This is a genomic window from Arthrobacter sp. ISL-30, assembly GCF_018613855.1.
In the GTDB taxonomy this organism is placed as follows: domain Bacteria; phylum Actinomycetota; class Actinomycetes; order Actinomycetales; family Micrococcaceae; genus Arthrobacter.
In genome coordinates this window covers 24705-36951 of sequence record NZ_JAGGPK010000049.1, presented here as the reverse complement: position 1 = coordinate 36951, position 12247 = coordinate 24705, and the positions used below count along the sequence as shown (strand labels likewise).

Below are 12247 nucleotides of genomic sequence, written 5' to 3'. Positions count from 1 at the left end.
ACGACCATATGACTCCACCCGGTCATAACGACATCTAATGCGAGTCAGATGGGTGTCAGCGGTACGGCCTGTGGAGGTTCTCCTTCGCTGAGGCTCGTGGGGAGGCGTCGGCGATCCACGGACCGGTCCCTTCGGACTGGTCCAGGATCCCGGCCTCCAGCCACCCGTAATCTCCGGCGAGGACCTTCGAGGACAGCGAGCGGTCGACGTCGTCCGTGTTCCGCCACAGCTGGTCAAAGTACTCGTCCACGCGGACCCGGGCCTGCTCGCAGTACGCTTCGGCGAGCTCGAACGCCGTCGCGCCCTTCTCCGGCGCGCTCCGCAGCAGCATCTCCGCCCGGGAGCAGCAGGCGGCCATGGCAAAGAGTTCGGCGCCGATATCGACGATCCGTCCCAGGAACGCCTGCTTGTGTTCCAGCCTGGCCTGCCAGCGGCCCATTCCGTAGAACGTCTGCCGGGCAAGCCGGCGGGAGGACCGCTCCACGAACCGCAATTGCCGCGCGAGCCGCCCAAACTCGGCGTAGGAGCGAGGATCCATACCGGCGCCGGCCACCAGCTTGGGCAGCCACTTGGCGTAAAAACCGGAAGCCCCGACGGCGGCGCGCGCCTTGTCCTGCAGGCTGGCATCCGCAGAGGCCAGGTCCCCGGCGGCAGCCAAATGTGCATCGACTGCTTCACGGGCTATCAGGAGCCTCATGATTTCGCTTGAACCTTCGAAGATCCGGTTGATCCGCATGTCCCTGAGCAGCTGTTCGGCCGGCACAGCGCGTTCGCCCCTTGCCCGCAGCGATTCCGCAGTCTCGAAGCCCCGACCGCCCCGGATCTGGACTAGTTCGTCGGCTACCCGATAACTCAGTTCAGTGGACCAGAGCTTCGCCAGGGCCGCCTCGATGCGCACATCCTTTTGGCCGGCATCCGCGAGTTCGGCCGACAATTCGAAGACCGCCTCCAGGGCGAAGGCGGTGGCGGCGATGAAAGCGACTTTCTTGCCCACGGCCTCATGCTTACCAATAGGCCGGCCCCACTGTGTGCGGGCAGTAGACCACTCACGCGCAATTTTGAGCGACCATTTGCCGGCGGCGACGCAAAGCGCCGGGATGGAGAGGCGGCCGGTGTTAAGGGTGGTGAGGGCAATCTTGAGTCCCTGGCCTTCTCGGCCGAGCCTGTTCGCCGCGGGTACCCGAACCTGGTGGAAGCGCGTTACTCCGTTTTCGATTCCCCGCAGGCCCATGAACGCATTCCGGTTTTCCACCGTGATTCCTGGGGTGTCCATCTCCACCACGAAGGCGGTGATTCCGCCTTTGTGCTTAGTCCCGTCCGGGCCGGTATGGGGCGGAACAACCGCCATCACCACCACCAGCTCGGCGACCACGCCGTTGGTGGTCCAGAGCTTAACGCCGTCCAGGATGTAGGAGGATCCGTCCTCGGAAGGTATGGCTGTGCAGCCCATCCGCGCGGGGTCGCTTCCGACGTCGGGTTCCGTTAGCAGGAACGCGGTGATGGCTCCCTTGGCGCACCGTGGCAGGTATTCCGACTTCTGCTCGGCGGTGCCAAAGACCTTGACGGGTTCGGGGACACCAATTGATTGATGCGCCGAAATCAATGCCCCGATGCTCGGATGGACCGATCCCAGGAGGGCAAGGGCCCGGCCGTAGTAAACCAGCGAGAGCCCCAGTCCGCCATATTCACGGGGGATCTTCATGCCGAAAACACCCAATTTGGAGAGGCCCACAAGGTATTCGTCCGGAATCTTCGCATCGCGTTCAATAACCCTGCCGGACATGGTTTTGCAGTACTTTTCCAGCCGTTCCATAAACGCCTCGCCGCGCTCCACATCGTCGGCTTCGGCCTGCGGCCAGGGATGGATCAGTCCGATGTTGAAGCTGCCCAGGTACAGTCCCTTGGCGAAGCTCGGACGGTCCCACTCGGTTTCGCGGGCAGCCTCCGCAACGGCGCGGGCTTCCTCAGCAGTGGCATTGGTAGCGCCCGCGGGATTGTTTCCTACAGTGCTGGTCCTGTTATCGGTGGCGGAGCTCATGGGTTATCTCCTCTGGCCGGTTGCTTGCCGGTGTGAGCCCAGGGTCCGCCTCGGGTGGGAACCCTTCAGCTGTCCCTTAATGCTACCCGCGGGTAGGTACCGGTGCTAGGGGACGACGAGGGCTGGAAATCCACTGGCAGTTCCACTTGGCCCGCGTGGTGGACAACCCGGCCCCAGGCGAAATTGATGCCATGCACCATGCTTCCAATAACAGCCTTGATGAAGTACCAAACCAATCCCGCTGAACCAAGCAGGACAATTGTGGCCAAGGCGGCGAGGGAAATGAAAACAACAATTACCGCGGCAAATACCAAAGTGCCGATAAAGACATACGTGGCTGTTTCCAGAGCCGTGAAATCGAACTGCATTGTTCCCCCTGTGCAACATTGCGTGAACCGAAATCGTAGACGTCGACGTCGACGTCGTTGACTAGAGACTAGGGTCGGAAGTTGAAAGCCAGCCAGCACGACGGCGTGTCGCACCAAGGTTGATATCGGATCGATACTCTACGCACTGGTAGGTCACGGAAAAGTCGCGGAAGCCTGGTTTTTCGCTTGACTGTGTTGCCTGCTTCTGACTGTTTGCCTGCTTCGTGGGCTCAGGCGAGCGAGAGGGTGAAGGCGAGGACGAACCCGGCCGCCGTACTCAAGGCGACTGCCGGACCTCCATGCTCATAGGCCTCCGGCATCAAGGTGTCCGCGAGGGAAGCAATCACGGCGCCGGCGGCGAAGGCCAGGGGCAGCGAAATTGTCTCAGGTTCGGTATTGGACAGGGGGCCCGCTCCCAGCACCACGGCAAATACCAGGAGGGCCGCGCAGATGAGCCACAATCCCAGGATCATGCCCACGGACCTTCCCTGGCTTCGCATGGACGAAGCGCCAACGAGCGCCTCAGGAAAGTTGGAAACGAAGATCGCCGCGAGCAGGGCAAGGCCACCCGTCCCTTCGCCAAGGGACACCCCAAGGGCGATGTTTTCCGGGACACCGTCCAGCGTCACCGCGGCCAACAACGCCATACCTGCAGCGCCCCTGGTCGAAGCGGTCGCCGCTGGCCGTTCAATCGCTGCCGCGTCCGTGTCCAGTTTCGCGCTTCCCGAGTACTCGTCGGCCGGGACCGAGCGGGATCCGGGCTGCGCCCAGCGGTCGAGCAGGGCGCTGAGGGCCGTAAACACAATGGCTCCGACAAGGAGGCCGAGAGCCGCGCGCCAAATACCGCCACGCTCATAGGCGTCCTGGAAAAGCTCGAATGCCAGGGCAGTAATCAGGGAGCCCGCCGCGAAAGACAGGAGAATTGCAAGGAGGCGCTTGGGCAATTCAAAGCGCACTCCGATAAACGCGCCGATTATCAGTGCACTGGATGCCACAATCCCAAATAGCAGCGACATTGCCATGATTCAGTATAGGAGCGGCCATTGTGGATTGCTCTGGAATTTCGTGCCCTTTTCAGTTCCTGTGGCGCCAGGCGTTCTGACTTGGCCGTCCCTGTTGCCGCCCGGGCCTCCCGCTAGGAATACTGGATAGATCAGGATCATCGGGGTGCCGATTGTGCTGAAGGCGGTGGCAGATGATGGGTGGCAGGGCAGCCGAAGAGTTTGAGCGCCGGTTGGCACGAGCTGCGGAACTGCGTGCTGCAGGGACCTCCGGCGGAAGCAAATCCGAGGACCCGGCCGCCCAGGGCATGCTTGATGAGCTCAACGAGAAGCGCAGGAAGATCAGCCACGCTGCCCGGGCCGATTACCTCATTCGCGATGCCATGGCCCGGGGTGAATTCGAAAACCTCAAATATGCCGGTAAACCGATCCCCGGCCTCGGAGAAGGCCATGATCCCGATTGGTGGGTCAAGGGCCTTATCCAGCGGGAGAATCTGACTGGCCTGGGACCGAAGGCGATCCTCCTTCGAACGGAGGACGCTGAGCTCGATGACCGGCTGGACACCCATTACTCGGAAAAACAGGTCCGCGAGATCCTGGAAGACTTCAACGCGCGCGTGATCGACGCGCGCCGGCAACTGCAGGGCGGTCCGCCCGTCGTGACCAAGACCCGCGACGTCGAGCTAGAGGTCCGGCGCTGGCAGGAGCGACGGGCCGCAGCGGCTTCCTCGGCGCCTACAGAGACGGAACCGGACCCCAAGCGACCCTGGTGGCGGCGGATCTGGAGCGGACCGTGGTAGGCGCAGCGGCGGCCTCCCCAGATTTGTCCGGAGCATCGGTACAGGCACGGCCCTTCTTCATCCCGTGGCTGGCAGGGCCTGTAGCGGTCGGCCTTGGCGTCACGGCCCACCTGGTGTCCGGCGGACCAGTGCCACCGGTCAGCGTTCTGCTCGCGCTCACTGCTTTGGTCAGCATGGTCGCTTCGCTGGTCGCAAGTCCCAAGGTGCCGGCTTGGGCACTCCTTGTCCTTTCGGGCGTGATCCAGCAGGCCCTGCACCTGGCGTTCGATGTGCTTGCCGGAGGGCCCGGGGAGGGACAGGGCGTGCACGGCCACGTCATCAGGTTCGAGGCGATCTCGGCCCCCATCTCGGCTGGGGCGGGGGAACACCTGAGCCACGTCATGCTTTTCACCCACATGGCGGCAGCGCTCCTGACCGCGTTCCTGCTCTCGAAAGCCGGCGCCACCATCCTGAAGACCAGGGAAAACATCAAACGCAGGAGGCAGCAGTGAGCTCAATCGAGGATGCATTAGCCGCCATTCCGCAGCCGCAACGTGATTCCCTCCAGCACATCATCGACGTCGCCCGTACGCTGGTGCCCGATGCTGTTGATGGCGTCAGCTACGGGGCGCCGGCGCTAAAAGTCGGGGGCAAGCCACTCATCGCGGTAACCGCCAGCGCGAGTCATCTTTCCGTTTTCCCGTTTTCGTCGGAAGTGATTGACGCCGTGCGCGACAGGCTCACCGGCTTTTCCCTGTCGAAGGGGACCATCCGCTTCACTCCTGAAAACCCGGTGCCGGAGGACGTCGTGGAGGACATCGTTCGTCTGCGGCTCGAGGAAATCACGGGCGGCTGAATACCGTCGCTCCTACTGGCGTTTTTCTTCGCGGACGGGCTTCAGGTGCGACGGCGTGCCGTCGCCTTGAACTGTCGGAAAGGTGCACGTGAATTCACCGCGGTAGCCGAAGAGGAAGCCGAAGACCGGGTTGCGTACCTGCATTTGGATCGTGAAAACCTGGCGGAGGTCGTCGTAGGACTCGTAAAGCTCAGCCGTGCCCGTAAGCGCGGGCGGGAACCTGAAACCGACGAATCCCTCATAGAAGCGTTGTCCCGTTGATCTCAGGCGAAGCGATCCGTCGTCGAGGACTTCGAGGGTGAGCCCTGTAGCCAAATGCTGATGAGTCCCCAGGTAGTCAATGATTCCGCCGGTTTCCTGGCTGTAGATCATGGTTGCGTCGAAGCGGCGCGTTTTGCCCGGGTTCACCTCAAGTGTTCGCACAAAGGTCACCGTCTTGCGGCCGAAGCTGTCGATGTAGGGATAGTTTTCAATCGAGAATGGAATGTCCTTGCCTCGTTGGGGGAACAGGATGTTTCGGAACGCTCCCAGACGGAGGAAAGGCACCGTCCACCAGGCCCCACGGCGCACTTCGGCGAAGGTCCCCTGCCCCACACAGGCGTATCCGGCGTCGACGTCCACGCCGAAACGACGTTGAAGCATGGGATGGAGTCGCTGGAAGTCGGCGCCCAAGGCCTGCTCGAAGATCGACGTCATGCAGGACTCCCATTTTCGCTATCGAGTGGCAGGAAATAGCCCTCCGGCTCGGCAAGCGGAGCCAGCGAAGCGGGCTCGACGGCGGATCTGGAGTCCGGCGGCCGCCTCAGGCAGCGGCGCGCACGCGGCACGATTGGAGGCGAAGGCACAACGACGGCGGCCGCGACCAGCGCGAAGCCCAGAAGCCTGCGGGTGTCTCCCCGATGAAAAGGGACCGTGGCAGAAGTGGCACGCGCTACGAGGGTGGAGCCGGTCAGGATCCCGGCCAGCCGCAGGAGGGAGTCCATGATCCACGCATTGCGGCTGCGCCCGGGATCGACATCTGATTCGGCCCATAGCCGAAGCCTGTCGAAACTCCACGCCGTCGCCCAGCCAAGTGCTGGACGGGAGACACGCCTGTCCAGCGTTCTGCCGAGTCTTCCCATCCCCGGCCGATAGTTGTAGCCGGTGATGAAACGGACGCCGTCCTTAGTGGGGATGTAGCGCCAGTAGCCGGCACCGGGGCCGATCGGGGAGAGCGGGTCCGACGTCGAGAACTTCAATACGGAGGTGGACTGCCCGTCTGGCTGGGACCGGGTGCCGAGGGAGGTTCCCGAGCCTCTGATGGTATGAAAGGGCAACCGGAACTCGTACCGGAAGAGTGCATGGCCTTCGGGTGTGAGGCCTGTTGGGACGATCCGGGAAAACCTCAAATCCCAGCGAGGGTGCTGCCCTGGGTCCTGGCTCAGCTCCCACAGTCGCTCAAGCGAGCTGCGAATCCTGGTTTCCACGTAGATCTGCCCGCGTCCCCCGCTGGACCTGCTCGACTCGCTGGATCCGCTCGACCCGCTGGATCTGGAAGCCGGCCCGGCTCCTGATTGTTCCCCCATCCCCGAATCATAAGCGCTATCGGCCCAGGGCGATGTGGCGAACTGCCTCTGATAATTCAGCCCTGTTCCGGCCCGCGGCTTTGGCCTCATACAACGCTGCGTCGGCCTCGTTGAGGAGGCGCTCGCTGCCCACCCGGTGTTCGGCCACATAAGCGGAGATGCCGGCGCTGATGGTCAGGACGCCGGAGCTGTTACCCGAATGCGGAATGCCCAGGGATTCGACGGCGGCGCGGGCCCGTTCGACGACGATCCGTGCAGCTGTCCACGATTGGTTCGGCAGGACGAGCAGGAACTCTTCACCGCCGAAGCGGTAGACGCCGTCGCGCTGCCTCACTTGGCGGGAAAGCGCTTCGGCAACAGTCCGCAGTGCGGCGTCACCGGCCTGGTGCCCGTAGATGTCGTTAAAGCTCTTGAAGTTATCCACATCGCACATGGCCACGCTGTAGTCCCATTCATACCGCTCACTGCGGCTGTGCAGGCCCTCCAGGTCCTCGGCCAGCCTGAGCCGGTTGTAGAGCTGGGTCAGCGGATCCGTTCGTGCCTGTTTAGTGAGGGCAAGCCGGTAACGCGCAAGGTCGGCGTGCAGTGATGTCACCCTCAGGGCAACAAGAAGGCGGGTGTGCAGGGTGAACGGGTCCAGCGGTTTGGTGACGTAGTCGTCGGCGCCGGCGTCCATTCCCGCCAGGACGTCATCCCGTGAATCCTGCGATGTCACCAGGACAAGGTAGGTGTAGGTGTCCCGCTCCTCCGCCCGGATTGCCCGGCAGAGCGACAGGCCGTCCAGCCCGGGCATCATCAAATCGGTGACGACGGCGTTGGGCTGGTGTTGCTTGTAGAGCTGCCAGGCGGCATCGCCGTCGGCCGCAACGATGCACTCATGGCCCGACTGTTCCACAGCGGCCTTGGCGACCAGGCGCGAGCCGAGGTCGTCGTCGGCCACGAGGACCTTCATGAGGCTCCGCTCAGAACATGGTCCAAGGCCCTGACCACGAGCCCAAGTTCCTCTTCCAGCCGACCCAGCACAGCGGGAGCGTCTCCTCGAGTCCTTTCGATTCGCTCCAGCTCAAAGCAGAGTGCTGCGGCGCGGCTGGCGCCTATATTGGCTGCAGCACCCTTCAGCTTATGGGCGGCTCGTCGGAGGGCGCCGTCGCCGTCGTCGTACAGCGCCTGCCTGATTGCCTGCAGGCTGGGCTCAACGTCGTTGCGGAAAGCCGCCGCGGCGGCCGGCAGGAGTCCCTGGCCGTCGGCTGGTCCCAGCTGCCGCAGGACGGCAAGCCGTGCTGGGTCAAGGGGTGGAGGACCGTTCGACGGCGGCTGGGGCAACGGATCGGTCTCCGGGAGGGCATCCCGCGGAACCCAGCTGTCCAGGACTTCCTCCAGCCGTACTAGGTCCAGGGGTTTCGTCAGGTAGTCATCCATCCCGGCCGCGAAGCAGCGCTCGCGGTCCTCGTCCAGGGCTCCGGCGGTCATGGCAATGATGGGCAAACTGAGATGGGCGCCGTGGCTTCGGATTCTGCGGGTCGCCTCAAAGCCGTCCATGACGGGCATGTGGCAGTCCATTAGCACCGCGGCGTACTGGTCCGAGGCCGCGGCGGAGACCGCCTGGGAACCGTTGGTGACGACGTCGACGTCGAACCCCATCCTTGAAACCATACTTCTGGCCACCAACTGGTTCACATCGTTGTCCTCGACCACCAGAACCCGACCACGGTACGGGGTGTCCTTTTTCGAGGGGTCAGGACGGGCGGGAACGCGCATGGCTGCCGCTGTGGCAGCCATGAGCCGCATGAGGCGGTCGTAGAATTCGGAACTCCGCACGGGCTTGGTCAGCCACTCCTGGACGCCGGCTTCAGCTAGCCGGGCCCGATCCACGTTCATGGTGGACGTGAGCATGATGATTCGGAGTGACTTCAGGGCTTCATCGCTACGGATTTCACGCGCCAGATCCAGGCCATTCATTCCTGGCATGCACATGTCCAGGACGGCAATATCGTAGGGTCGACCGGCGGCCGCCATTGCATGCAGCCGCCCCAGCGCCTGGGAGGCGCCTTCGACCGAATCGGCAGTCATTTTCCAGCCCGTGAGCTGGGATTCCAGGACCAGGCGATTCGTCGCGTTGTCATCGACCACAAGGACCTTGAGGCCAGCCAGCAGATCAGGCGCGGGAGCGGAGGCAACAGGCCATGGGACAGCGACGGGAAGCGGGATTCTGAACCAGAAGGTGCTGCCTTCACCGAGCGCGCTAGTGACGCCAATTTCTCCGTCCATTGCCTGTGTGAGCCGCTGGCAGATGGCAAGGCCCAGGCCTGTGCCGCCATAACGGCGAGTGGTGGAGGCATCCGCCTGGGAAAACGACTCGAAAAGCCTGCTGTGGTCGTCGGGGTCAATACCAATTCCCGTGTCGCGGACCTCGAAGCGCACCACCGCCTTGTCAGCCGCTTCCCCTACGATGTTGGCCTTGATGGCGACCTCTCCCTTGGCGGTGAACTTCACCGCGTTGGATGCCAGGTTCAGCAGTATCTGTCGAATTCGTCCGGCGTCCCCAATAAGCCGCTCGGGTACCTCGGGACTGCAGTAGCCGATCAATTCAAGGCCCTTCGCCTGTGCTGACTCCGCTAACAGGCCGGCTGCTTCCTCGACGAGGACCCGGGGGGAGAAGGAATCGACGTCCAGCTCTACCTTGCCCGCCTCCAGCTTGGAAAAATCGAGGATGTCGTTGATCAGGGCAAGGAGCGACTCGCCGGCGCCGCGGACACCTTCGGCATACTGCCGCTGCACCTCATCCAAAGGCGTCTCGAGCAGCAGCGCGGTCAGGCCGATGACTCCGTTCATGGGGGTGCGGATTTCGTGGCTCATGGTCGCGAGGAATTCGGATTTCAGGCGGCTGGATTCAAGGGCCGATTCACGTGCGGCCACGAGTTCCGCCTCCGCACGCCGTCGTTCAGTAATGTCCTGGGCGATGGTCGCCACGCCATGGATGCCGCCATCACCGATGATGGGCGACATGGTTACAGAGACCGGAACAATGGAACCGTCTCCGCGCACTCTTTCCGTTTCATACGTCCTGGTTTCGCCGCCTTGGGCGGCGGCTTCCAGTATGGCCCTTTCGCTTTCGTGAAGGTGCGGCGGAATGAGGAAGTCGCTGTGCCGACCTATGGCGTCTTCGGCGGGATAGCCGTAGATCCTTTCAGCTCCCGGATTCCAGCTCGTAACCACGCCGTCGCGCGTCTTGCCGACGATGGCGTCTGCGGAGGAGTTAACAATGGCGCCAAGGCCTTCGAGTTGTGCGGTACGCTCGGCCACCTTGTCCTCCAGGCCGCGTGTAAGCGTGACGTTCTCAAAGACGATGAGGACCTGACGCACGACGACCATCACCAGCAGGGAATAACCGGTGAGTGCGAGGAAGGGGTCCCGGGGGCCATCGGTTCGGGTGGCGGCGGCAACCACCATGACAGCGGCAAGCAGGACATAGGGCAGCAGCTCCAGGGCCAGGATGTACGAGCGCCGATCCCGAACCGGTAATGCCGAATGCGGAACTATCGGTGCCAGGGCGATGAGCAGGAACGCCGAGATCCAGCCGACGGCCAGTGTGGTGCCGGTGGCGCCGGTTACGCCTTCGAACGTCAGCCGCACGTAAATGCTGTCGGTGACGGCCAGAACCAGCAGCCCGCCGCCGAGGCATAGCCAGCGCAGCCGTTCGCCGCGAGCCCTGTGCATGGTGAACACCAGTACAAGGGATGCCATCACTATGTCCACGACGGGGTAGGCGACCCCGGTAAGCCGCGTCAGCACGTCCTGCCCCTCCGTCTTGAGGACTGGTCCCAGTACCGTCGCCCAACTGATGAACAGGATCGAGCCTGCGATGACCCCAACATCCAATATCGACCGCACGGCGGCGACCCGGGAGAGTCTCTTCCGGGGAAACGCGAACAGGGCTGCTGCGGCCGGCAGGGAGTAGCCGATGAAGCAGAGATCCGCCAGGGACGGGAACGGATAGTCGTGGTTCCGCGTGATCCCGTAAAACGTCCAGATTTCCTTGCCTACAGTCAAGATCAGGAGGGCGATGCTCAGGAGCCACCAGGCACGGGCTTCCGGACCTTTGCTGCGCGCGGCCTGCACGGCGTTAAAGGTCGCAGCCAAGGCGGCGATGAGGATCGCGAGATCTCCCGTTAGCTGGGCGTTCAATTTATCGTTGCTGATCGACAGCACCAGCGCGATGAGCAACACGGAAAAAGCCGACCCCGCGACCAGCCACAGCCACCTGGCCCCGTGTAGTTTCCGTAGATGAACCTTGCTTCCCGAGACTGAAAGCATTCTGATTCCTCCCCCAGTAGCGGTCATAGTTGTCCGAGACCGGGACGACCGCCTGCGGTCATTGTATGTGCCGGACGAAGCGAACAAAATGGTTCAAGGCAAGTGCATGAGCCGGAGACGGGGGGCGGCAGATGGGCCTGGACGCAGCCTCCCTCCGAATCGCCTTCGGCGTGATGACCTTTACCTTGGGACTCTTGTTCTATTTCTCCTCGTACCGACGCACCCGCTCGGCGTACAGCGTCTGGTGGTGCATAGCACTGCTCCTCTTCCTTGCAGGCTCGGCAGCGTTCCTTCTGGACGGAACCTGGCATCAACGGTGGGCCAATCCGTTGGGCAACGTCCTGCTGGTTTCAGGGGCTGCGAGCGTATGGGCGGCGGCGAGATCCCTGGGGACGAACCGACCCAAGGCCTGGATGCTCTCCGTGGGCCCGGTGGTTACCCTAGTGGCTTCCACTCTGGAAGACCCGGCGACGAACGAGTGGTCCGGGGGCGCTGTCTTCCTGGCCTCGATGTGCCTCCTCATCGGCCTGGCCTCCCGCGAGTTGTGGCGCCTGGAACCCGGCTACTCCACTGAGCGGATCCCCATGGCCGTGGCCGCCGGCTTCCTGGCCATGTACTACCTCGGCCGGTTGATCACGTATCTGATTCAAGGGCCCGACGGAACGGTGTTTGTCACGTTCTTCGGCTCCTCCGTGACCACCATCATCACCATGGTCCTCCTGGTGGTGGTGTCCTTCAGCATGGCTGGCCTGAGCATCGAACAGCAGACCAGGGCTCTGCGGACCGTCGCCATGCGTGACGGCCTCACAGGCCTGCTCAATCGGGGGGCGTTCCTGGAGAAGGCTTCCGCGGAGTTGCACCGCCTCCGGGACAACACAACTCCCGGTGCCCTAATCCTCGCCGACTTGGACCACTTCAAGGCCGTGAACGACACTTACGGACACGCTGCCGGCGACGTGGCACTCCAGGCCTTCGCAGATGCCTGCCGGGCTTCCGTCCACCCGACCGACCTGATAGGACGCTACGGGGGAGAGGAGTTCGTTCTCCTGATTGCCGGAGCAAATCCCTACCGCGCCGAGAACATTGCTGCCGCCATCAGCCAACACTTCGCGGATTCACCTGCACCGGGCGGAGTCCAAATGCCAACAGTGAGCTACGGCATAGCTTCAATCGACTCCAAAACCGGGTACGTTGAGGAACTGATTGCGTCGGCGGACGCCGCCCTCTACCAGGCAAAGTCGCTCGGACGGAACCGAACGGTCCGCGGAACCGGCTGACTCCCTGCGTTAACCTTGTACGGGGCAGTTTTCGGGATTTCCGCTGCCT

The 12247-nt window shown here is 63.1% G+C and carries 11 protein-coding genes; 4 read left to right on the top strand and 7 right to left on the bottom strand.

Annotated features, from left to right (window positions below; all coding sequences use genetic code 11):
- Nucleotides 1–55: 55 nt before the first annotated feature.
- The 3 genes from J7E82_RS17955 to J7E82_RS17945 all read right to left on the bottom strand — a co-directional run bounded on the left by J7E82_RS17955 (nt 56) and on the right by J7E82_RS17945 (nt 3428).
- On the bottom strand, nt 56–2038 hold the full coding sequence (locus J7E82_RS17955; protein WP_214865092.1) for an acyl-CoA dehydrogenase family protein: 1983 nt from the start codon (nt 2036–2038) through the stop codon (nt 56–58).
- A gap of 65 nt (nt 2039–2103) precedes the next feature.
- Nucleotides 2104–2406 (bottom strand): hypothetical protein, encoded by a 303-nt coding sequence (locus J7E82_RS17950; protein ID WP_214865090.1) that lies wholly within the window; start codon nt 2404–2406, stop codon nt 2104–2106.
- A gap of 230 nt (nt 2407–2636) precedes the next feature.
- Nucleotides 2637–3428, bottom strand: coding sequence for a ZIP family metal transporter (locus tag J7E82_RS17945; RefSeq protein ID WP_214865088.1), 792 nt, complete (start codon nt 3426–3428; stop codon nt 2637–2639).
- A 173-nt stretch (nt 3429–3601) separates the two neighbouring features.
- On the opposite strand from J7E82_RS17945, the gene J7E82_RS17940 reads away from it, so the two are divergent.
- From J7E82_RS17940 to J7E82_RS17930, 3 genes are read left to right on the top strand one after another with little or no spacing between them, the layout of a single operon-like run.
- Nucleotides 3602–4207 (top strand): DUF1992 domain-containing protein, encoded by a 606-nt coding sequence (locus tag J7E82_RS17940; protein WP_374223638.1) that lies wholly within the window; start codon nt 3602–3604, stop codon nt 4205–4207.
- Entirely contained in the window at nt 4201–4698 is a 498-nt protein-coding gene (locus tag J7E82_RS17935; protein WP_214865086.1) for a hypothetical protein, read from the top strand. The genes J7E82_RS17940 and J7E82_RS17935 overlap by 7 nt, the downstream gene beginning before the upstream one ends.
- The gene (locus J7E82_RS17930) at nt 4695–5042 is read left to right on the top strand and encodes a DUF1801 domain-containing protein (RefSeq protein ID WP_214865084.1); all 348 of its coding nucleotides are present in this window, start codon (nt 4695–4697) and stop codon (nt 5040–5042) included. The genes J7E82_RS17935 and J7E82_RS17930 overlap by 4 nt, the downstream gene beginning before the upstream one ends.
- A gap of 12 nt (nt 5043–5054) precedes the next feature.
- On the opposite strand, the gene J7E82_RS17925 is transcribed toward J7E82_RS17930, so the two are convergent.
- From J7E82_RS17925 to J7E82_RS20860, 4 genes are read right to left on the bottom strand one after another with little or no spacing between them, the layout of a single operon-like run.
- A complete protein-coding gene (locus J7E82_RS17925) occupies nt 5055–5738 on the bottom strand; it encodes a DUF4166 domain-containing protein (RefSeq protein WP_214865082.1) in 684 nt (227 codons plus the stop codon).
- A complete protein-coding gene (locus J7E82_RS17920; RefSeq protein ID WP_214865081.1) occupies nt 5735–6607 on the bottom strand; it encodes a hypothetical protein in 873 nt (290 codons plus the stop codon). The genes J7E82_RS17925 and J7E82_RS17920 overlap by 4 nt, the downstream gene beginning before the upstream one ends.
- Nucleotides 6608–6623: 16 nt before the next feature.
- The gene (locus tag J7E82_RS17915) at nt 6624–7559 is read right to left on the bottom strand and encodes a diguanylate cyclase (protein WP_214865079.1); all 936 of its coding nucleotides are present in this window, start codon (nt 7557–7559) and stop codon (nt 6624–6626) included.
- Nucleotides 7556–10834 (bottom strand): response regulator, encoded by a 3279-nt coding sequence (locus J7E82_RS20860; protein ID WP_308113942.1) that lies wholly within the window; start codon nt 10832–10834, stop codon nt 7556–7558. Before J7E82_RS20860 ends, J7E82_RS17915 begins: the two co-directional genes overlap by 4 nt.
- A gap of 218 nt (nt 10835–11052) precedes the next feature.
- Between J7E82_RS20860 and J7E82_RS17905 the strand changes: the two genes are divergently transcribed.
- Complete coding sequence (locus J7E82_RS17905; protein WP_214865077.1) at nt 11053–12198, top strand: GGDEF domain-containing protein; 1146 nt, start codon at nt 11053–11055, stop codon at nt 12196–12198.
- Nucleotides 12199–12247: the final 49 nt, after the last annotated feature.

Bases quoted from the DNA above. Each gene is read 5' to 3' on its own strand.
- J7E82_RS17955 (WP_214865092.1), bottom strand. From the start codon at position 2,038: ATGAGCTCCGCCACCGATAACAGGACCAGCACTGTAGGAAACAATCCC.
- J7E82_RS17950 (WP_214865090.1), bottom strand. From the start codon at position 2,406: ATGCAGTTCGATTTCACGGCTCTGGAAACAGCCACGTATGTCTTTATC.
- J7E82_RS17945 (WP_214865088.1), bottom strand. From the start codon at position 3,428: ATGGCAATGTCGCTGCTATTTGGGATTGTGGCATCCAGTGCACTGATA.
- J7E82_RS17940 (WP_374223638.1), top strand. From the start codon at position 3,602: ATGATGGGTGGCAGGGCAGCCGAAGAGTTTGAGCGCCGGTTGGCACGA.
- J7E82_RS17925 (WP_214865082.1), bottom strand. From the start codon at position 5,738: ATGACGTCGATCTTCGAGCAGGCCTTGGGCGCCGACTTCCAGCGACTC.
- J7E82_RS17920 (WP_214865081.1), bottom strand. From the start codon at position 6,607: ATGGGGGAACAATCAGGAGCCGGGCCGGCTTCCAGATCCAGCGGGTCG.
- J7E82_RS17915 (WP_214865079.1), bottom strand. From the start codon at position 7,559: ATGAAGGTCCTCGTGGCCGACGACGACCTCGGCTCGCGCCTGGTCGCC.
- J7E82_RS17905 (WP_214865077.1), top strand. From the start codon at position 11,053: ATGGGCCTGGACGCAGCCTCCCTCCGAATCGCCTTCGGCGTGATGACC.